Annotated in this window: 17 protein-coding genes; 11 read left to right on the plus strand and 6 right to left on the minus strand. The window is 67.5% G+C overall.

Features of this window, described 5'->3' with window-relative positions:
* Positions 1–2 precede the first annotated feature (2 nt).
* From C936_RS0101060 to C936_RS0101085, 6 genes are read right to left on the minus strand one after another with little or no spacing between them, the layout of a single operon-like run.
* Complete coding sequence (locus C936_RS0101060) at positions 3–494, minus strand: hypothetical protein (protein ID WP_018138132.1); 492 nt, start codon at positions 492–494, stop codon at positions 3–5.
* Positions 491–6,004 carry an Hpt domain-containing protein gene (locus tag C936_RS0101065; RefSeq protein WP_018649110.1) on the minus strand — a complete coding sequence of 1,838 codons (5,514 nt, stop codon included), beginning with the start codon at positions 6,002–6,004 and terminating at the stop codon, positions 491–493. Before C936_RS0101065 ends, C936_RS0101060 begins: the two co-directional genes overlap by 4 nt.
* Positions 6,005–6,019: 15 nt before the next feature.
* Positions 6,020–8,098, minus strand: coding sequence for a methyl-accepting chemotaxis protein (locus C936_RS0101070; RefSeq protein WP_038038509.1), 2,079 nt, complete (start codon positions 8,096–8,098; stop codon positions 6,020–6,022).
* Positions 8,099–8,133: 35 nt separating this feature from the next.
* Positions 8,134–8,712, minus strand: coding sequence for a chemotaxis protein CheW (locus C936_RS0101075; RefSeq protein WP_018138135.1), 579 nt, complete (start codon positions 8,710–8,712; stop codon positions 8,134–8,136).
* Positions 8,709–9,074 carry a PleD family two-component system response regulator gene (locus C936_RS0101080; RefSeq protein WP_018138136.1) on the minus strand — a complete coding sequence of 122 codons (366 nt, stop codon included), beginning with the start codon at positions 9,072–9,074 and terminating at the stop codon, positions 8,709–8,711. The genes C936_RS0101075 and C936_RS0101080 overlap by 4 nt, the downstream gene beginning before the upstream one ends.
* A 38-nt stretch (positions 9,075–9,112) precedes the next feature.
* Positions 9,113–9,532: a PleD family two-component system response regulator gene (locus tag C936_RS0101085; protein ID WP_018138137.1), complete on the minus strand. Its 420-nt coding sequence runs from the start codon at positions 9,530–9,532 to the stop codon at positions 9,113–9,115.
* A 206-nt stretch (positions 9,533–9,738) separates the two neighbouring features.
* Between C936_RS0101085 and gshB the strand changes: the two genes are divergently transcribed.
* From gshB to C936_RS0101140, 11 genes are all read left to right on the plus strand, one after another.
* Positions 9,739–10,680, plus strand: coding sequence for a glutathione synthase (gene gshB, locus C936_RS0101090; protein WP_018174941.1), 942 nt, complete (start codon positions 9,739–9,741; stop codon positions 10,678–10,680).
* Between the two features lie 18 nt (positions 10,681–10,698).
* Entirely contained in the window at positions 10,699–11,751 is a 1,053-nt protein-coding gene (locus C936_RS0101095) for an FAD:protein FMN transferase (protein WP_018174942.1), read from the plus strand.
* Positions 11,748–12,122, plus strand: coding sequence for a NusG domain II-containing protein (locus tag C936_RS0101100; protein ID WP_018138140.1), 375 nt, complete (start codon positions 11,748–11,750; stop codon positions 12,120–12,122). The genes C936_RS0101095 and C936_RS0101100 overlap by 4 nt, the downstream gene beginning before the upstream one ends.
* 7 nt (positions 12,123–12,129) lie before the next feature.
* Entirely contained in the window at positions 12,130–12,675 is a 546-nt protein-coding gene (locus C936_RS0101105) for a Gx transporter family protein (RefSeq protein ID WP_018138141.1), read from the plus strand.
* Complete coding sequence (locus tag C936_RS0101110) at positions 12,650–13,582, plus strand: energy transducer TonB (protein ID WP_018174943.1); 933 nt, start codon at positions 12,650–12,652, stop codon at positions 13,580–13,582. Before C936_RS0101105 ends, C936_RS0101110 begins: the two co-directional genes overlap by 26 nt.
* Before the next feature lie 67 nt (positions 13,583–13,649).
* Positions 13,650–14,228 (plus strand): YqgE/AlgH family protein, encoded by a 579-nt coding sequence (locus tag C936_RS0101115; RefSeq protein ID WP_018138143.1) that lies wholly within the window; start codon positions 13,650–13,652, stop codon positions 14,226–14,228.
* An 18-nt stretch (positions 14,229–14,246) separates the two neighbouring features.
* Complete coding sequence (gene ruvX, locus C936_RS0101120; protein WP_018138144.1) at positions 14,247–14,639, plus strand: Holliday junction resolvase RuvX; 393 nt, start codon at positions 14,247–14,249, stop codon at positions 14,637–14,639.
* On the plus strand, positions 14,636–15,160 hold the full coding sequence (gene pyrR, locus C936_RS0101125; protein WP_018138145.1) for a bifunctional pyr operon transcriptional regulator/uracil phosphoribosyltransferase PyrR: 525 nt from the start codon (positions 14,636–14,638) through the stop codon (positions 15,158–15,160). Before ruvX ends, pyrR begins: the two co-directional genes overlap by 4 nt.
* Entirely contained in the window at positions 15,157–16,179 is a 1,023-nt protein-coding gene (locus C936_RS0101130; protein ID WP_018138146.1) for an aspartate carbamoyltransferase catalytic subunit, read from the plus strand. The genes pyrR and C936_RS0101130 overlap by 4 nt, the downstream gene beginning before the upstream one ends.
* The gene (locus C936_RS0101135) at positions 16,176–17,471 is read left to right on the plus strand and encodes a dihydroorotase (RefSeq protein WP_018138147.1); all 1,296 of its coding nucleotides are present in this window, start codon (positions 16,176–16,178) and stop codon (positions 17,469–17,471) included. Before C936_RS0101130 ends, C936_RS0101135 begins: the two co-directional genes overlap by 4 nt.
* A 277-nt stretch (positions 17,472–17,748) precedes the next feature.
* Positions 17,749–18,654, plus strand: a complete 906-nt coding sequence (locus C936_RS0101140; protein ID WP_018174944.1) for a dihydroorotate dehydrogenase electron transfer subunit — start codon at positions 17,749–17,751, stop codon at positions 18,652–18,654.
* Positions 18,655–18,705 lie beyond the last annotated feature (51 nt).

Genomic DNA, 18,705 nt, shown 5'->3' on the forward strand with positions numbered 1-18,705 from the left:
GCCTATGCCGTTTCCGGCTGCGAGAGCTCGAGCAAGCGATCCTCGATCGCATCAAGTCGCAGCAGGTGACTGGTCACTCCCGACGCCTTTACCCGCCACGCCCACGGAGAGGCATCCGCCTCATCGACGGCATAGATGTTTTGCGGCGTGATGCGCACCGGATGTGGCGTGCCGCGCACCTCCAGCGCATAAAACGGCAGCCGCTCCGGCTGGGTAATGGCCTGCATGACCAGCAGACGGGTGAACCGACGCTGCGCATCCTCGGTTGGGTGTTCGGGATACAACAGTCGGTGAACATTGACCACGGGCACCTGGACGTCCTGCCAGATCAGCGTGGGCTCCAGCCAGGGGATGTCCGCGTGCTCGTGATCAGTCTGCACGGCACCTGCCCGGGTGGTGACCTCGAGAAAGGCACTACGCGGCAACAGGATGGACCCGGTGTCCAGCTGCACAATCACCGACTCGACCGACGGCGCGCGGGTCTCTTCACTCATGCGACGACCTCCTCAAGATGACGCCGGATTTCGTCCAGCAGGTCATTCTCCAGGTACGGCTTGCCCAGATAGCCATTGACGCCCAGCCGCGAGGCCCGCTCGCGATGCTTCGTGCCACTGCGCGATGTGATCATGATAATCGGCACCTGGCTCAGCTCCGGATGGTCGCGGACATGGGCGGCGAACTCGAAGCCGTCCATACGCGGCATCTCCACATCCAGCAGGATCAGCTGCGGTCGCCGCTCCTCCAGCATCGTCACGGCATCGAGACCGTCGCGGGCCGTGACCACATCGTACCCATGGCGGGCGAGCAGACGCGCGGTGACCTTGCGGATGGTGATCGAGTCATCCACGACCATGACGCGTGGGGCGCCGGCAATCTCCGCCGGCATACCCGTGTCGACGGCGCCCGCCGTAGCCGCCGCGAAACGCACCAGCATGCTCAAGTCGAGGATCAGCATGACCGAGCCATCGCCCTGCAGGGTCGCACCAGCGACCCCCGGGATGCGGCTCAAGACCGGGCCTACCGATTTCACGACCATTTCCTGGCTTCCCAGCAACCCGTCGATCCGCAGCGCCACGCGCTGATCGTCAGCGCGCACCAGCAACAGCGGGAACGCGTGGTCCGGCAGATGGCTGGCGCTGGCCTGCGTCTCGATCCCCATCAGGTCACCCAGGGCCCGCACGGCATAGTCCTGACCCGCGTAAGGATAGCTCACATGCCCGTCGCCGCTGGCCACGACCTCGTCCGCATGCGCCCGCACGACGCCCTCCACGGACGCCATGGGCACGGCGAAGGTCTCCTCGCCCACCTGAACCAGCAATGCCTGCGAGATCGCCAGCGTAAACGGCAACCGCATGGTAAAGCGCGAGCCTCGTCCGGGCGTGGATTCGATCTCCAGCGTGCCGCCCAGCTGCTTGACGTCGCTGTTCACCACGTCCAGCCCCACCCCTCGACCGGCCACCTGCGACACCTCCGCGGCGGTGGAGAACCCGGACTGCAGGATCAATTGCAGGGCCTGGGCATCGGTAATCTCGGCATCGGAGGCCAGCAGCCCGCGCTCCACGGCTCGCGTGCGGATGGCATGGGCATCAATCCCGGCGCCATCGTCCGTCACTTGCAGGCGGATCTCGCTGCCTGACTGTTCGAGCGACACCCCGATCTGGCCCGTTTCCGACTTGCCGGCCGCGCGCCGCGCGTCGCTGTCCTCGATCCCGTGCGCAATCGCATTGCGCAGCAGGTGCTCAAGCGGGGCGACCAGCCGTTCCAGCAATGCGCGGTCGAGCTCGGCCCCCTGCCCGGAAAACTCCACACGGACCGACTTGCCCATGTCGTCGCCGGCCTGGCGTACCACGCGCCGCAGGCGCGGGGCCATACGTGCGAACCGCACCATGCGCTGGCGCATCAGCTGATCCTGGAGATCGGTCCCCACGCGACGCTGCTGCAGCAGGATGCCGCCGGCATTCTGTAGCTCGTCACCCACGTCCTGCTTCAGGGCCTCAAGGTCACTGACACTCTCGGCCAGCGCACGCGAGAGCTGCTGGATCCCGGAATAGCGGTCCATCTCCAGCGGATCGAAATCCACCGCCTCGTCACCGCTCTCCTTCTCGACCCGGAACAGAATCTGCGCCTCGGTCTCGATCTCGAGCTTGCGCAGCTGCTCGCGCAAGCGAGCGATCGTCCGCTCCAGTTCATCGACCTGACCTTCGACGCGACCCACGGTTTGCTCGAAGCGACGATGAAAGGTCGCAAGCTCGCCGGCATGATTGACCAGCGCATCCAGCACCTCGGCATCCATGCGCACCTGGTCCTGGATACGGCGCGCCTCCATCGGCACGGGGTGCGCGACCGTCTCCGACTCGTCGTCGTCCGCCAGGAGGGCCGCGGGTTCGATCTCCTCGGCCTCACTGCGGGCGGCCGGCTGGCTCTCGAACTCTTCGCCGCCACCGGATGCCCACTCGCGCAACGCCGGCAGGGTCTCGCTGGCCTCTTCGTTCGTCTGCCAGCTACCGACCCCGCGCTCGACCAGGTGCTGGACATCGGTCAATGCGCGCTCGACCAGCCGGAAGAATCCTTCTCGGGGCTCCAGTCCGGTCTCGGTCTCCACGCCCAAGGCACTTTCCAGGGCATGGGCAATCGCCCCTACCACCTCGAAACCAGCCATCCGGGCACTGCCCTTCAGCGTATGCACCTCGCGCTGGAAGGCATTCTGATCCGGCCCCGGACGGCCGCCGGCCTCGCGCCACGATGCCAGGGCCGCGAACGCGGCCTCCAGGATATCGCGGGCCTCTTCGATGAATACCTCGGCGAACTCCGGATCGATCTCTTCCTCCGGCTCCACCTCCAGCCCGGCATCCGGCTCGCCCGCCAGCCCGGCGTCGTCGGGCTCGGCGCCCACCGCTTCGGCCTCCGCTGGCTCGGGCGTCAAAGGCGTCGCGGACTCGACATCCGGTTGCGGTGGCTCGAGCGCCGATCCGAGCCCATCCGACTGTGGCGGCTCGGAGACCTGCTCGGCGGCATCCTCGTCGGCAGCACGCAGCAACTGCTCGGCGGTCGCATGGTCGAGGAGCTCGTAGACCTCGGGCGACCACTCGGGTGGTGCCTCCGTCTTGACCGGGTCAGGGTGCTCGTCGGCCACTGCATCTGCCACGTAGCGCTCGAGTTCGGCGAGCAGAGTCTGAGCTCGCGCCGCCAGCGGCCACTCCATCTCGCGATGGATGCGCACGATGCGCTCGAACGGCCCGCAAACGGCGTAGATGCCGCGGATATCGGCCGTTCGGGCACTACCGTTCAGGGTATGCAGTGCACGTTCGAGCTCGTGATTCGGCACCCTGTCGGGCCGGTTCCCGGACGCGTCGATCCATTCGCGAAGGGTAGCCAGATGGGTACGGGCCTCGGCCGAGAACACCTGCCAGAGTTGCGGGTCGGTGCCCGCGTCCTCGGGCAACTCGAGCGTTTCGTCGTTCGTTTCCAGCGCGGGCTCCACGGGGACACCCGACTCGAGCTCGGCCTCGGGCCCGTCCAGCGACACCCCCAGCTCCTGTGAATCCAGGTCGAGCGGCTCCGCCGACTCCAGTTCTTCTTCCGGGGCCTCCAGAATGGGGGCCGCCGGCCATTCGGGCTCGGCCCCGCCTGCGGCAGGCTCGAGGGCATCCATACTGCGCGCGAGCTCGGCAAAATCGTCCTCGGCACCGGCCGGCACCTCGGCGGCTTCTTCCGCCGGCTCCATCTCGCCGGACAGCAGTGCCTGCAGACGCAAGGCGATATCCAGCACCGGGGTGTCCGGGCCGGCATCATCCCGGACTTCTGCTACCAGGCCCGGCAGGACTGCAATCGCATCCTCAAGTGCCTGGATGGTCGCGAAGTCCGCCTCTTGGCCGCCTTCCAGCAGGCGATTCAGGAATGACTCCACAACCCAGGCGAATTCGCCCAGACGCAAGGCACCCGCCAGGCGGCCGGAACCCTTGAGCGTATGGAAGGAACGACGGATCACCGTCAGGGCATCCATGTCGGAGGGCGCGGCCTGCCAGCGCGGGAACTGCTCGCCGAGGCTTTCGATCTCCTCGTCGGCTTCCTCGAGGAAGATATCGAGAATCTCGGGATCGATATCCGGCCCCCGGACCTGCGAGGACAACACAGACTCGTCGTAATGCAGATGTTCTGCACTCGAGACTTGCACCGGGGCCGGATTGGTTTCGGATACTGTCTCCTGCTCCGGGATATTCTCCTTGGCCTCACCAAACACGGCCAGCGGCTCTTCCTGTCCCGCGACCTCTTCAACGTCGTCACCCGGCGAGGCCCCTTCCCCGCTCGCACCCACGGACACATCGGTCAGTGAAACGGGGCGTTCGGCCCCATCGCCACCGGAGATGGCACCCAGACGCTGCAGTGCGGCCACGCCCCGCTCGTGGACACTATCCAGTTCGCGCCAGGGCTGCCCGGAGGACTCCAGCGCCAGCTCGATCGAGCTCAACACCTCCGCCAGCGCCCCGACCTCGTCCTCGCCCAGGTCCTGTGCCGCCAGCCCGGCGTCAGCGCGGGCCTCCAGGTAGCGGATCAACGGCTGCAACAGGGCCTGCAGGGCCTCGAAACCACCGATCGACATCGCACCGTCGACCCGCTCCAGCGCACCGCGGGCCTCGCGCAACCCGTTATCCGCGCCTTCCCCGGAGAGGTACCCAAGCAAGGTATCGCGCACACGCCGCACGTCCACCAGGGCCTCCTGGTAGACCGCCGCGGCCAGATGGCGATCGAAGTCGGCACGCGGGCCGCTGGCCGCGCGCCGACGCAGGCCCGATTCGAGCAGCGACTCCAGCGCCAGGAGATGCTCGGCCAACTCCATGTCGACCTGTTCATCGGAGTGCCCGGCCCGCTCCGGCGTCAGGGTCTCTGTCAGGGCATCGGTGTGGCGCTGCCCCGCCTCCAGGCCGAGCAGGCTCAGGGTCGAGCCGATACGCTCGACCTGTTCGCTCAGACTGGCCAGCTCCTCGTGGCCGCGCTGTTCCGAGCGCATCAGCACATCCAGGCGCTCTCGCACCTCGGCCAGGTCATCTTCCAGGGCGGCGCGCAGATTCTGATAAACCGCCTGGCCGACCCCTCCGCCGTCGTCGCCTTGCAGCGCGTGCAGACCGAACACCTCGCGCACCGCGCGCGCCTGCTCGCCATCGGAGCTTGACCCCGCAATGTGGAACAGCAAGGTCTTGATCAGGTCATCCGGAATGGCGTGATCGGGCTCCGAGCCATCGTCGTGCGACTCGCAGTGCTCGCTGAGGATGCCCAGGTAGCGCCCGAGCTCGCGGTCCACGCGCCCGATCAGGCGGCGAATGTCGGTACCGGCCTCGAGGCCCTCGTCGGCGAGCGACTCCAGGATGCCACCGGTAATCCAGAACAGGCGCCGGAGATCCCCGGGCGGGACCATTTCCTCGATCTGCTGTGCAACGGGCTTCAGGCGGCGGGCCGCCGCGGTCACATCACCGCGGACCAGCTCGAGAAGCTCGCGCTGAAATCCCCGACGGGCCTCCTGCAGGCGCCGTGCGCGCTCCTGAGGCTGTGGCGCCTCGCCACCGGCCCCAACGCGACCGTCGTCCACCGCCTGCAGATCCGGCATCAGGGCCGCGACGTCCATCAGCAAGGTGGCGCCCCGCGCTGCCCGCAGCTCGTTGAGCAGCGGGACCAGGATCATCGGCGAAGGCAGTTCCGAGTCGCCCTCCTGCTCAAGGTAGTCGGGCAACTGCAGCGCGGCACGCAAGAGCGCCTCGGTTGCCTCCGGGCTGGGCGGCTCGGCCCCCTGCTGCAGATCCATCACCTGCAACATCTCGTCGCAGATCAGGACCACGCTCTCGACCTGCACCATGGTCAGGGTGCCGCGAATCTGCTCCAGTCCCGCGCGGGCCTCCTCCAGACACTCGCCACAGGCGGGGTCCTCGGCATAACGACGCAGGGCGTCCTGGAGCTCGACAAAGAGCTTGTCGAGTTCGTCGCGGACCCAATTCAGTGCGCTGGGTGCCATATCTGGGGCCCGGCGTCAGGCGCGCTGCTCGTTCGGGACGGTTTCCTCGGACGACGCATCGGGCGCGGCGGCAGCCTCGCCAGGCTCGGGTAGCGTCGGGTCGGGGAGCTTGAAGTCCGACACCGAGGACTGGAGCTGCGCGGACAGTTGCGCCAGGTCGCCGATGGCGGCCGCGGTGGACTGGGTGCCCTGGGTGGTCTCCGAGGTGATCTCGCGGATCTGGCCCATGATCGAGGTCACGTTGCGCGCCATCTCGGACTGCTGGCGCGCCGAGTTCGCGATCCCGTCGATCAGGTCCGCCAGATCGGCAGAGACCTGCTCGATCTCGGCCAGCGCCTCGCCCGCTGCCTGGGCCATCTCGGCCCCGGACACCACGTTGGCGGTACTTTGTTCCATCGACGAGACCGCCTCGCTGGTATCCGCCTGGATCGCTTTGACCAGACCCTCGACCTGACGGGTCGCCCCGGAGGAGCGTTCCGCGAGGCGCTGGACCTCGTCCGCCACCACCGCGAACCCGCGACCCGCCTCGCCTGCGGCGGATGCCTGGATCGCCGCGTTCAACGCAAGCACGTTGGTCTGTTCAGCGATGTCATTGATCAGCCCGATGATGTCGCCGATCTCCTGCGAGGATTCGCCCAGGCGCTTGATCCGTTTCGCGGTCTCCTGGATCTGCTCGCGGATAGTGTCCATCCCCTCGATCGAGCGGCGCACCGTGGCCGCCCCCTTGGACGCGATTTCCACGGAGTTTCGTGCCACCTGGGCCGACTGCCCGGCATCCTGCGCGACTTTGTCGACCGAATGGCTCACCTCGTCGATCGCGTCGTTCGCCTGCTGGATCTCGCGGGCCTGTTCCTCGGACTTCTCGGCCAGCCCGAGCACCTGCGAGCGGGTGGCGGCCGAGGATTCGCTGATATCCGCCGCCACCGTGTTGATGGTCGCGACCAGCGTTCGCAGGTTCTCGATCGCGTAGTTCATCGAGTCCGCGATCGCGCCAGTGAAGTCCTCGGTCACGGTCGCGTTGACGGTGAGATCCCCGTCTGCGAGGTTCATCATCTCGTCGAGCAGGCGCAGGATCGCCTGCTGGTTACGTTCATTCTGCGCCTCGGTCTCGGCCAGTTCGCGCTTGGTGTCGCGATAGAGGAACAGGCCCATCGCGATCAGCAGCAACAGCGCCAGGCCACCCAGGGCGAAGCCGACCAGGGCGATCACACCCGCCTGTTCGGCCTCCCGGTTCAGGGCGACTTCCAGGCCACCGGTCACGTCCAGCATTGCCCCCGAGCGGGCCTCGACGGCCGAGGCCGCAGCGTTGATCTCGAAAATCTGCGACGAGGTATCCAGCACCCCTTCGACCGCCTCGCTGAAGGCGATGAACAGGGTCGCGATCTCCTGCAGAGTGCGCTGGGTCTCGGCATCGTTAACACGCTCGATGCCCAGGGGCTCGAAGCCCTCGATCAGGCCGTCGAGCACACGCCCGTACAGCGTGGCATCACGCTCGAAGCGCTCGATCGCGGTGGCCGCGGCCGCACCACCCTGCAACACCTGGTTGAGGTTGTTGGCGATACGCTGAATCAGCATCGTCTGGCGCGAGGCCACATAGATCTGCTCCGGCGATTCCCCAATCTGGACCATACGCCGCACGACGTCATCGGACAGGCGTGCCAACTCCGGCGAGAAGGCCTCCACCGCCTCGGAGAATTCCGTCACCTGCTCGATATCATCCGAGCCCACGATGACGGTGGTGACGTCGTCGCGATAAAGCGACCACTCGCGATTGACGGCCGCGAGCTCACTGGAGACCGCCTCCGGCAGCGGCAGCAGGCCGTCGCCACCATCGCGCAGGCGCTCGAGCTGGTCGTCGAAGCGATTACGCAACTCCGTGATATCGGTAATCGCCTGTTCGGAGCCCCCGGCCGCTTCCAGAGTACCCGTCGCCAATCGCTGCGAAAGCAGCTGCATCTCGCTGGCCAGGGCAACACGGTCGCGATACTGACTTTGCTCGAATTCGTGGTAGGTAAAGGCCACGCCCGTCGCGATCAGGGCCAGCACCAGCAGCCCCCCGAGGACGATATTGCGCAAGCGTCGACTCGATCCCATACGTCAAACCCCCTGTTGCAGCCCGTCGGCTCCGCTTATACAGCTGCCGCGGTCTGTTCGGTATTCGATGCCCCAGCCAGCTCCATGCCGGCAAAGCGATTGGTGTCATTCAAAAGCAGATCCAGATCCAGCACCGGGTGCAGTCGGTGCCCGAGATCGAATCCGCCGGTAATAAAGGGGCGCACGCCATCAGGCACCGACACCTCCAGTCGCCGTTGCGAAGGAATGCAGCGACGCATGCCCTCGACCTGGCTCACCAGCAACCCGGCCATCCCGTGCCCCTGAGGGGCCACCACCACACGCTGCCCGCTCGCGTCGTGCGGCAGCGGGGTGTCCAGCAGCAGCTTGCCCATATCGAAAACCGGCAGGACCAGCCCGCGCAGATTCCCCACACCCAGCACGGCCGGATCCGCCAGCGGCACGCGCGTCAGCGACAGCGGATCGGCCACCTCGGCGATCGAGTCCATGTCGACCAGAAAACGGAAATCGGCGACACGGAGCAACACCCCGCGCCAGCCCGTGCCGATATCCCGTCGCAGTTCACGGTTCACGCGACGCCCTTCGCGATCAAGACTCGCGAGCAGGGCGTAGGGCGTGGACCTCTCGACCTTCATGCGTTGAGGTACTTCCCGATGGTCTGCAGCAGCTCCTTCTCCGCCACCGGCTTGGTGATGTAGTCCCGGGCCCCCTGGCGCATGGCCCAGACCCGGTCCGTGGCCTGGTCCTTGGTGGACACCACGACCACGGGTACATGCGAGGTCTCGTCGGATTTCGACAAGTCGCGGGTGGCCTGGAAGCCATTGAGCCCCGGCATCACCACATCCATCAGCACCAGATCCGGGACCTGTGCTTTGGCCGCGGCCACGCCCTCCTCGCCGCTTTCAGCCGTAGTCACGGCATGGCCATGCTTTTCCAGCATGGTGCGCAGGACATGGATCTCGGTCGGGGAGTCATCAACGATCAGGATGCGGGCCATGGGTCGTTCCTTGTCGGCATCTTGTGGTGCGGCGGGTTTCAGCTTCCTGCCGGGCGAGTGTACTGGCGCATCGCACCCAGGAGGTCATCCCGGGTGAAGGGCTTGGTCAGGTAATCCTCGGAGCCAACCACGCGGCCCTTGGCCTTGTCGAATACGCTGTCCTTGCTCGACAGCATGATGATCGGCGTAGCCCGGAACCGTTTGTTGTTCTTGATCAGGGCACAGGTCTGGTAGCCATCCAGACGCGGCATCATGACATCGATGAAAATGATATCCGGGTTGGAGTTGGCCACCTTGGACAGGGCCTCGAAGCCATCCACGGCCGTAATCACGTCCGCACCGTGCTTCTGCAGCAAGGATTCGGCGGTGCGCCGAATGGTCTTGCTGTCATCAATCACCATGACTTTCAGCCCCTGAAACTCGGCAGCCGATTCCGCTTCTGCCAGTGCGTTCGCCACCCTGCTCCCCCTGAAGGCTCTCTGCGCCCCCGAATCTATCGGAAGCTCGAGTCCGTGACAAACAGCACCCAATGATATTGCCTGCCCCCGCGAGCAGCGCAAGGAGTGCGAGCGAGCGCACACAGTTGCCCTGCCTCGACGGAGATCCATGAGGGCCGCGATGACATGGCATACTCGGGCCACACTTCGACACCGCGGAACCGCTCGTGGCGCATGACATCGCTGTCCTGATGGACCCAATCACCAGCATCAAGCCCTGGAAGGACACCACCTTCGCCATGCTGCTCGCCGCCCAGGCACGCGGGCACCGCCTGCACTACCTGGAACCCGGCGACCTGTGGATCGAAGAGGGGCGCGCACAGGTCCGCAGCCGCCCGGTGGCAGTGCGCGACCAGCGCGAGGACTACTACACCCTGAGGCCCGAGCAAGAAGGCGACGCCAGCCGCTTCGATCTCCTGCTGATGCGCAAGGACCCGCCGTTCGACCTCGAGTACATCTACGCCACCTACGCCCTGGACCTGGCCGAGCGGGACGGCGTGCGCGTGGTCAACCGACCCGGGGCCCTGCGCGACGTGAACGAGAAGGCCTTCGCCACGCATTTCGTCGACTGCGGGCCACCGACCCTGATCACCCGCGACCGCGCGCGCATCCGCGCCTTCCTCGAGCACCACGGCGACATCGTCGTCAAGCCGCTGGACGGCATGGGCGGGGCCTCGGTGTTCCGCATCCGCGAGGGCGACCCCAACCTCTCGGTCATCCTCGAGACCATGACCGAATTCGACCGGCGCACCATCGTCGCCCAGCGCTTCCTGCCGGAATACACCGCCGGCGACAAGCGCATCATCCTGATCGGGGGTGAACCCTACGATCATGCACTGGCACGGATCCCGGCCGAGGGCGAGACCCGGGCCAATCTGGCCGCCGGCGGGCGTGGCGAGGCCGTTCCCCTGACTGATCGCGACCGCTGGATCTGCGCGCAGATCGCCCCCGAGCTCAAGCGCCGAGGCCTGGACTTCGTCGGCATCGACGTGATCGGCGACTACCTGACCGAGATCAACGTCACCAGCCCCACCGGCGTGCGTGAGCTCGATGCCGCCCGCGGCGACGATCTCGCCGGCCAGTTCATCGACTACCTGACCCACCCCTGACCCCGCGAGGTGATGCCCATGCCGATCCCGTTTCCGCGCACCCGCCAGGCCTTCCTTGGACCGATCCTGCTCGCCGCGCTGGCGCTGGCCGGCTGCGACCGCGACACACCGGACACCGAGACGCTGAATTTCTTTGCCTTCGGCACGATCGTGGACGTCACGCTCTACCCCGCCGGGGCCTACGACCTCGAGGCGCTGGAATCCGAGTTGCAGGCCGAACTGGAGATCCTGCATACCTCCTGGCATGCCTGGGAGCCGGGATCGCTCGGGCGTACCAATGAACTGCTGGCGCTTCGGGCCGAGTTCAGCGCCCCGCCCTCTGTCCTGCCACTGATCGAACGTGGCAAGGAAATGGAAGAGCTGAGCGACGGCCTGTTCAACCCGGCGCTGGGCAAGCTGATCGCCGCCTGGGGCTTTCATCAGGACGAGCCCGGGGGCCCGCCACCGGACGACGACACCCTGGAGGCGCTGCTAGAGGATCCGCCCAGCATGCTCGACGTCGAACGCAACGGGGTACGTCTGCGCGGCCAGCACGCGGACCTGCAACTGGACTTCGGGGGGCTCGCCAAGGGTCTCGCCGTCGAACGCATGCTCGACCTGTTGCAGGGCCAGGGCGTGGAGGCCGCGATCTTCAACGCCGGTGGCGATTTAATGACCCTCGGACGGCCTGCCGACCGACCCTGGCGCGTGGCGATCCGGCATCCCCAGGGTGGCATTCTCGGGAGCATCGAGCTTGATGCAGGCGAGGCGCTGTTCAGCTCCGGCGACTACGAGCGCGGCTACGAATGGGAAGGCGAACACATCCACCATGTGATCGACCCGCGCAGCGGGCGCCCCAGCGAAGGCATCCACGGCGCTACCGTGCTGCACAGCGACCCCGCCCTGGCCGACGCCGCCGCGACCACGCTGATGATTGCCGGCCCCGAGGAATGGCCGCGCTACGCCCGCAAGATGGGTATCGAGGCCGCCCTGGTGGTACTCGATGACCGCATCGAGGCGACCCCGGCGATGGCCGAACGCGTGCGCCTGGAAGAAGGCCAGCCCTCGCTCGAGGAGCGCCAACTGCCGTGACGTTTTCGGGCCTGCGCTGGGGTGACGGGGTGATCGCCACCCTGGCCAGTGGCGTTGTGGTCGCGGCCTTTGCCCTCGCCTACCTGCCGGATAGCGAGGCCTCCATGCTGGTCATCACCCAGACCGGTGAGCCGCCGCGGCAGGAACCCCTGGACCGCACCCGCGAGATCGAGATTCAGGGCCCAGCCGGCATCACCCGCGTGCAAATCGAGCCGGGCAGGGCCCGCTGCGCCGACTCCCCCGGTACACGCAATATCTGCGAGAACAGCGGCTGGCTGCAGCGACACGGCGAGATCGCGGTCAGCCTGCCCAACCGGCTGACCCTGCAGGTGCAGGGCCGCGGCCCCGGCTACGACAGCCTTCATTACTGAGCCCGGCGTGACCGCCTCCACCCCCGACACGCTGACCCAGCGCGACCGTGCGATCGCCGCGCTGGCCGCCATCGCTATTGGCGTCCAGATTCTGGAGGCGGCGATCCCGAGCCCGGTTCCGGGCATCAAGCCGGGGCTCGCGAACATCGTGACCCTGATCGCCCTGCTGACCCTCGGCTGGCGCGCGGCGGTGGCGGTGACCCTGATCCGGGTCGTTGGCGCCGCCCTGCTACTCGGCACGCTGATGAGCCCCACCTTCTGGCTGTCGCTGGCCGGGGCCCTGGCCGCCCTGGCCGCGCTCGGCCTGCTGCGCCCACTGGCACCTCGGCATATCGGCGCGCTGGGCCTCGCCATCGCCGCGGCGATGGCGCACATCACCGGCCAGTTCCTGCTGGCCTGGGGCGTGATCATCCCCCACCCGAACCTGCCACTGGTGCTACCCCCACTATTGCTGGCCGCTCTGATTACCGGCAGCGTGACCGGTATACTGGCAGCACACGTGCTCGCAGACCCCCGGATCCAGCGCCATGTCCGTCTCGCACGGCACCCTTGAACCCGAATCTCCGCAGCGTCGCGGCCAACTGGGCCCGATGCTGTTTCTGGCCGTGGTCGCGCATGCCCTGATCATCCTCGGCATCGGCTTCGCCGTGGACCCACTGGACACGCCTTCCCGCGAGCCCCTGGACGTGACCTGGGTGACCGACCCGGACGCGCAGGCGCCAGAGCCGGAAGAGGTCGAACGCATCGCCACCGAAGACCAGGCCGCCAGCGGCGAAGGCGAGGAAGTGCAGGAGGCGTTATCCCCGGAGGCCGAGACCGAGGGTGTCGGCGAACCGGAACCCGAGGGCGTCGAAGCCACGCTGCCAGACCCGGGGCCACTGGTGATGGAGCCCGCCCAGCCGGAACCGGAGCCCGAACCCGAGGCCGTGGAGGCCGAGACGGACGAAGCGGAACCGACTGCCCCCGAGGTCGCCGAACCGGACCCGATCGAATCGCCCGAGGCGGAGGAACGCCCATCGGCCGCCGCGCTGATGAACCGGGGCCTGGACACCGCGCGCGCGGCCCCGGCCGAGGAGCGCCGCGAATTCTCCACCCGCGCCACCCGCACCCGCTACCTCGACAGCCTTGCTGCACGCAGCGCGCCGGAGGCCGCCTATCTGCAGTCCTGGATCAACAAGGTCGAGCGCGTCGGCAACCTGAACTACCCCGACGAGGCCCGCCGCCGGGGCCTGTCCGGCACGCTGGTACTGTCGGTCCGCCTGAACCCGGATGGCGAGCTGATGAACATCGAGATCGCCCGCAGCTCCGGCGAACCGGTGCTCGACCAGGCCGCGATGCGCATCGTGGAGCTGGCCGCGCCCTATGCCCCGTTTACCGAACAGATGCGCGAGGAATACGACGAACTCGTGATCACCCGGACCTGGGCCTTCCGCCGCGACCAGATGGAGCAGATTCGCTAGCAAGACACGAGGAACATCCGGGCTCGAGTTCCTTGCGGCATCACGGAGCAGCGTCGATACTGAACACATGACGCAAGCCCCTTCCAGCTCGAGCGCGGCCAGCCTGCGCGATCACTTCCTGATCGCGATGCCGAGCCTGAACGATGGCTACTTCAGCCATGCGGTCACCTATATCTGCGATCACGACGCCGAAGGGGCCCTGGGGCTGGTAATCAACCAGCCCACCGAGCTTTCGCTACGCGACCTGCTACAACACGTCGATCTCGAGCCTCGCGACGAGCTGCCGGAGATCCCGGTCTACCGGGGCGGCCCGGTCCAGCCCGAGCACGGCTTCGTGCTGCACACTGGAAAGCCCGAGTGGCGGGGCAGCCAGCCCATCACCGACTCCATCGTGCTGACCACCTCGCGCGACATCCTGGAGGCTATCAACGAGGGCCGCGGCCCGAGCCGCGTCCTCATTGCCCTGGGACACGCCGGCTGGGGACCGGGGCAGCTCGAGAGCGAACTGGCCGAAAACGCCTGGCTAACCACCCGCGCCGATGCCGACATCCTGTTCGACCACCCCAGCGCCGAGCGCTGGGCCGCGGCGGCCAAGCTGATCGGCATCGACGTCAACCTGATCAGTTCCGCGCCCGGCCACGCCTGAGGCGGGCCCGGCAACGTCATGGGGCTTCTGGCCTTCGACTACGGCCGCCGGCGGATCGGGATCGCGGTGGGCGAGGAACTGACCGGCGCCGCGCGCGGACTGCGCACGCTCAACACCGATTCACCGGAAGTCTGGTCCGTGATCGACACTCTGGTGAGCGAGTGGGCACCCGAGGGCTTTGTCGTCGGCTGGCCCACCCAGGCGGACGGGAAGCCCACGCCGCTGGCGAAACGCATCCGCGCGTTCGGGGCCGCCCTCGAAGCGCGCTACGGGCAACCGGTATACTGGTACGACGAGCATCTGACATCGCACCTGGCCCGCGAGCGCAGCGGGCGGGGACGCCACGACCCGGGGCTGGACGCCCACGCTGCCGCGGTCATCCTCGAAGGCTGGTTTCAGGAGAACGCATGAAGACGCCGGACGTCCCAACCCTGCTCGACAGCATGGCCGAGAAGGCACGCCAGTATCTGGACAAGCGCGGGATCGACAACCCGATGGTGGTCGGTATCCACTCCGGCGGTGTCTGGATCGCGGAGCACCTGCGCGAACGCCTCGGGGTGGAAAGGCCACTGGGCAAGCTGGATATCAGCTTCTACCGCGACGACTTCTCCCGCATCGGCATGCATCCGCAGGTCCGCCCGTCCGAGCTGCCGGAGGACCTGGACGGCGTGCATGTCCTGCTGGTGGATGACGTGCTCTACACCGGGCGCACGATCCGCGCCGCCCTGAACGAGCTGTTCGACTACGGGCGCCCCGCCTCGGTCACGCTCGCCGTGCTGGTCGAGCGCGACGGGCGCGAGCTGCCGATCGCCGCCGCGATCGTCGGGGAACACATGGAACTCGGCACCCGGGAGCAGATCAAGCTGCGCGGCCCCGAACCCCTGCGCCTGGAGCGCGTCACCCTGGAGACCGACGGGGACGCCGACGCATGAGCGATACCGTGGTTACCCCGGTCCTGGCCGGGGCTGCCCGCCTGCCGGAGCCGGGCCCGTTGCCCAATCGCCTGCAGCTGACCGATGACGGCCAGCTGCGCCACCTGCTGACCATCGAGGGCCTCAACCGCGATCTCCTGAACGAGATCCTGGATACCGCCGAGTCGTTCGCGAACATGAACGAGAAGGCGGTCAAAAAGGTCCCACTGCTGCGCGGCAAGACCATCGTCAATCTGTTCTTCGAGGCCAGCACCCGTACCCGCACCACCTTCGAACTGGCCGCCAAGCGCCTGTCCGCGGACGTGCTCAACATCAACATCAGCACCTCCTCGGCGGTCAAGGGCGAGAGCCTGCTGGATACTCTGCGCAACCTCGAGGCGATGAACGTGGACATGTTCGTGGTACGCCACGAAGAGAGCGGGACCGCGCATTTCATCGCCCGCCATGTCGCCCCCGGCATCAGCGTGCTGAACGCCGGAGACGGCCGCCACGCGCACCCCACCCAGGCCCTGCTGGACATGTTCACCATCCGCCGGCACAAGGGCGACTTCACCAAGCTGAAGGTCGCGATCGTCGGCGACATCCTGCACTCGCGCGTGGCGCGCTCGCAGATCCACGCGCTCAACATCCTGCAGACCGGCGAAGTGCGCGTGGTCGCGCCCTGTTCGCTGCTGCCGGCGGATGTCGACCAACTCGGCGTGCACGTCTACAACAACCTCGACGCGGGACTGAAGGACGTCGACGTGATCATCATGCTGCGCCTGCAGCGCGAGCGCATGGAGCACGCCCACCTGCCCTCCGAGCATGAGTACTACCAGTTGTTCGGACTGACCTCGCGCCGCCTGCAACTGGCGCACCCCACCTGCCTGGTGATGCACCCGGGCCCGGCCAACCGCGGGGTGGAGATCGAGTCCGCTGTGGCGGACGGGCCGCACTCGGTGATCCTGCAGCAGGTGACCTACGGCATCTCGGTCCGCCAGGCCGTGATGTCCATGGTGATGGGGGCGCATCAGTCATGAGTGTGCTGATCGAGAACGTACGAATCATCGACCCGGTGGACGACTACGACGAGGTCGGGGCGCTCTGCGTGCAGGGCGCCGAGATCCTTGCGCGAGGCCAGATACCGGACGGCTTCGAGCCGCGCCGGCGCATTGATGGCAGCGGGCTGTGGCTGTTCCCCGGCCTGATCGACCTTTCCGCGCGCATGCGCGAGCCCGGCGAGGAGCACAAGGCCACCATCGCCAGCGAGACGCTGGCCGCCGCGCGCGGGGGCATCACCAGCACCGTGATTCCCCCGGATACCGATCCGCCCATCGACTCCCCGGCCGAAATCGAGCTGATTGCGCGCCGCGCCCGGCAGGCCTGCGGCGTGCGGGTCTACACCCTGGGCGCCCTGACACAACGCCTGGAGGGGCAGCAGCTGGCCGAGATGGCGGCGCTGCAGCAGGCGGGGGCCCGCGGTGTGAGCAACGCCCACAAGCCGCTGGCCAGCCTGCTGGTGCTGCGCCGAGCCCTGGAATATGCGACCACCTTCGGCCTGACCATCGTGCTGCCCGCCCAGGACCTGTCGCTGACCGGCTCGGGCTGCATGCACGAAGGCGCGGTCTCCACGCGCCTGGGCCTGTCGGGCATCCCCGAGGCAGCCGAGACCGCCGCGCTGGGCGCCATCCTGGCCCTGGTCGAACAGACCGGGGCGCGCGTACACGTCGCAAGGCTGTCGACGCGCCGCGGGGCCGAGATGATCGCCAAGGCGCGCGCCGAAGGCCTGCCGATCACCGCCGACGTCGCCGCCCACCAGCTATTTCTGACCGAAGTCGACGTGGCCGAATACGACCCGAACGGCCATGTCATCCCGCCGCTGCGGGCCCAACGCGACCGTGACGGTCTGCGAGCAGCCGTCGCGCGCGGCGATATCAGCGCCATTTGCTCGGACCACCAGCCGCACGAGGCGGACGCCAAGCTCGGCCCGTTCGCCGGTACCGAGCCGGGCATCTCGGCCCTGGAGACTTTGCTGCCTCTGACCCTGCGCCTGGTCGAGGATGGCCTTCTCAGCCTGGGCGAAGCACTGGCGCGCGTGACGTCCGGGCCCGCGGAAATTCTTGGTTTCAAACAGGGCCGGCTGGGCGCCGGCGCGCGCGCCGATTTCGTTTTGTATGACCCCACCGCGCTTCAGGAGGTCCGACAGCAGGACTGGCTGAGCGCCGGGCGCAATTCGCCGTTTTTCGGCTGGACCTTCTCCGGCCAGGTTCGCGAGACCTGGGTAGCGGGCCGTCCGGCCTGGACCCAGCCCACTAAGGGAAACACTGAATAATGTACACGCTCGCGTTGGCACCCCAGGTTTTCCGAGACAAGGCGCGTCGTGCAGCGGGTAGTGGTTCTACCCGCAAGCGGCGCAACGCCGGATCGGGGAACCTGGGATGCCAACCCCACAAGCCATTAAAGCAGGGGCTCGGCCGCTTTTGCGCGCGCACGGCGTTGCGGCTCCCTTGTGCAGAGTCACTGCACGGCAGTCACCGCGCCTTGTTCGCACGCAAAAGCGACTCGAGCGCGAGCGTGTACATTATCCAGTGTTTCCCTAAGGACAACGCATGACCCCCACCGGCGCCGAACGCCCCCACCGCGGCACGATCTTTCAGGAGACCGCTCGCATCCTCGATCACCAGGATGCCGGGGCCGGTCAGTGGATCCTGCGCGTCCAGGCACCGGAATGCGCGCAGCGCGCCGCGCCCGGGCAGTTCGCCCACATCCAGTGTTCGCCGAACCTGCCGATGCGGCGCCCCCTGTCGATCCAGCGGGTCGACCGCGAGGCCGGGTGGGTCGAGTTCCTCTACAAGGTCGTGGGCGACGGCACGCAGGCACTGTCGCAGCAGCCGGTGGGCGATTCCCTGAGCGTACTGGGGCCGATCGGGGTCCCGTTCCGGCTGAACCCGGATCGTCCGCTGCGGCTGCTGCTCGGGGGTGGCGTCGGGATCCCGCCGATGGTCTTTCTGGCCGATCACCTGCGCCGCCAGGGCGAGGCGGGCCAGACCCGCGCGATCCTCGGCTCCGAGGTGCCGTTCCCGTTTCGGGCCAAGCCCTCGGAAATCCTCTGGCCAGGGCTGCCGGACGGGGCGATCGCGACCCTGCCGCTGTTGGAGGACTGGGGCGTGGCCTGCCGCCTGACCTCGAAGGCAGGCATCCCCGGTGCCCATGACGGCTTCGTGACCGATCTCGCCCGCGCCTGGCTCAAGACGCTCTCGCCTGTGGAACGTGATCAGGTCGAGCTCTATGCCTGCGGCCCGCACCCGATGCTCGAGGCCTGCGCGGAACTGGCGGCGGAGTTCGGCCTGCCCTGTCAGGTCTCGCTGGAGGAATTCATGGCCTGTGCAGTGGGTGGCTGCGCGGGCTGCACGGTACCGGTGCGCACCCCCGACGGCGTGGCGATGAAGCGTGTCTGCGTGGATGGGCCGGTGTTTGCGGCCGCCGATGTGTTCCCGGAGCCTGCGCGGGCCTGAGGGACAGGACGCACGGAGGGGTTCTTGGTAAGCGCCGGACACTGGGGAGCG

Origin of the sequence: Thioalkalivibrio sp. ALJ4 (genome assembly GCF_000377225.1) — a bacterium.
Taxonomy (GTDB): Bacteria; Pseudomonadota; Gammaproteobacteria; order Ectothiorhodospirales; family Ectothiorhodospiraceae; genus Thioalkalivibrio.

Bases quoted from the DNA above. Each gene is read 5' to 3' on its own strand.
- C936_RS0101060 (WP_018138132.1), bottom strand. From the start codon at position 494: ATGAGTGAAGAGACCCGCGCGCCGTCGGTCGAGTCGGTGATTGTGCAG.
- C936_RS0101065 (WP_018649110.1), bottom strand. From the start codon at position 6,004: ATGGCACCCAGCGCACTGAATTGGGTCCGCGACGAACTCGACAAGCTC.
- C936_RS0101070 (WP_038038509.1), bottom strand. From the start codon at position 8,098: ATGGGATCGAGTCGACGCTTGCGCAATATCGTCCTCGGGGGGCTGCTG.
- C936_RS0101075 (WP_018138135.1), bottom strand. From the start codon at position 8,712: ATGAAGGTCGAGAGGTCCACGCCCTACGCCCTGCTCGCGAGTCTTGAT.
- C936_RS0101080 (WP_018138136.1), bottom strand. From the start codon at position 9,074: ATGGCCCGCATCCTGATCGTTGATGACTCCCCGACCGAGATCCATGTC.
- C936_RS0101095 (WP_018174942.1), top strand. From the start codon at position 10,699: ATGCCGATCCCGTTTCCGCGCACCCGCCAGGCCTTCCTTGGACCGATC.
- C936_RS0101110 (WP_018174943.1), top strand. From the start codon at position 12,650: ATGTCCGTCTCGCACGGCACCCTTGAACCCGAATCTCCGCAGCGTCGC.
- C936_RS0101115 (WP_018138143.1), top strand. From the start codon at position 13,650: ATGACGCAAGCCCCTTCCAGCTCGAGCGCGGCCAGCCTGCGCGATCAC.
- ruvX (WP_018138144.1), top strand. From the start codon at position 14,247: ATGGGGCTTCTGGCCTTCGACTACGGCCGCCGGCGGATCGGGATCGCG.
- pyrR (WP_018138145.1), top strand. From the start codon at position 14,636: ATGAAGACGCCGGACGTCCCAACCCTGCTCGACAGCATGGCCGAGAAG.
- C936_RS0101130 (WP_018138146.1), top strand. From the start codon at position 15,157: ATGAGCGATACCGTGGTTACCCCGGTCCTGGCCGGGGCTGCCCGCCTG.
- C936_RS0101135 (WP_018138147.1), top strand. From the start codon at position 16,176: ATGAGTGTGCTGATCGAGAACGTACGAATCATCGACCCGGTGGACGAC.
- C936_RS0101140 (WP_018174944.1), top strand. From the start codon at position 17,749: ATGACCCCCACCGGCGCCGAACGCCCCCACCGCGGCACGATCTTTCAG.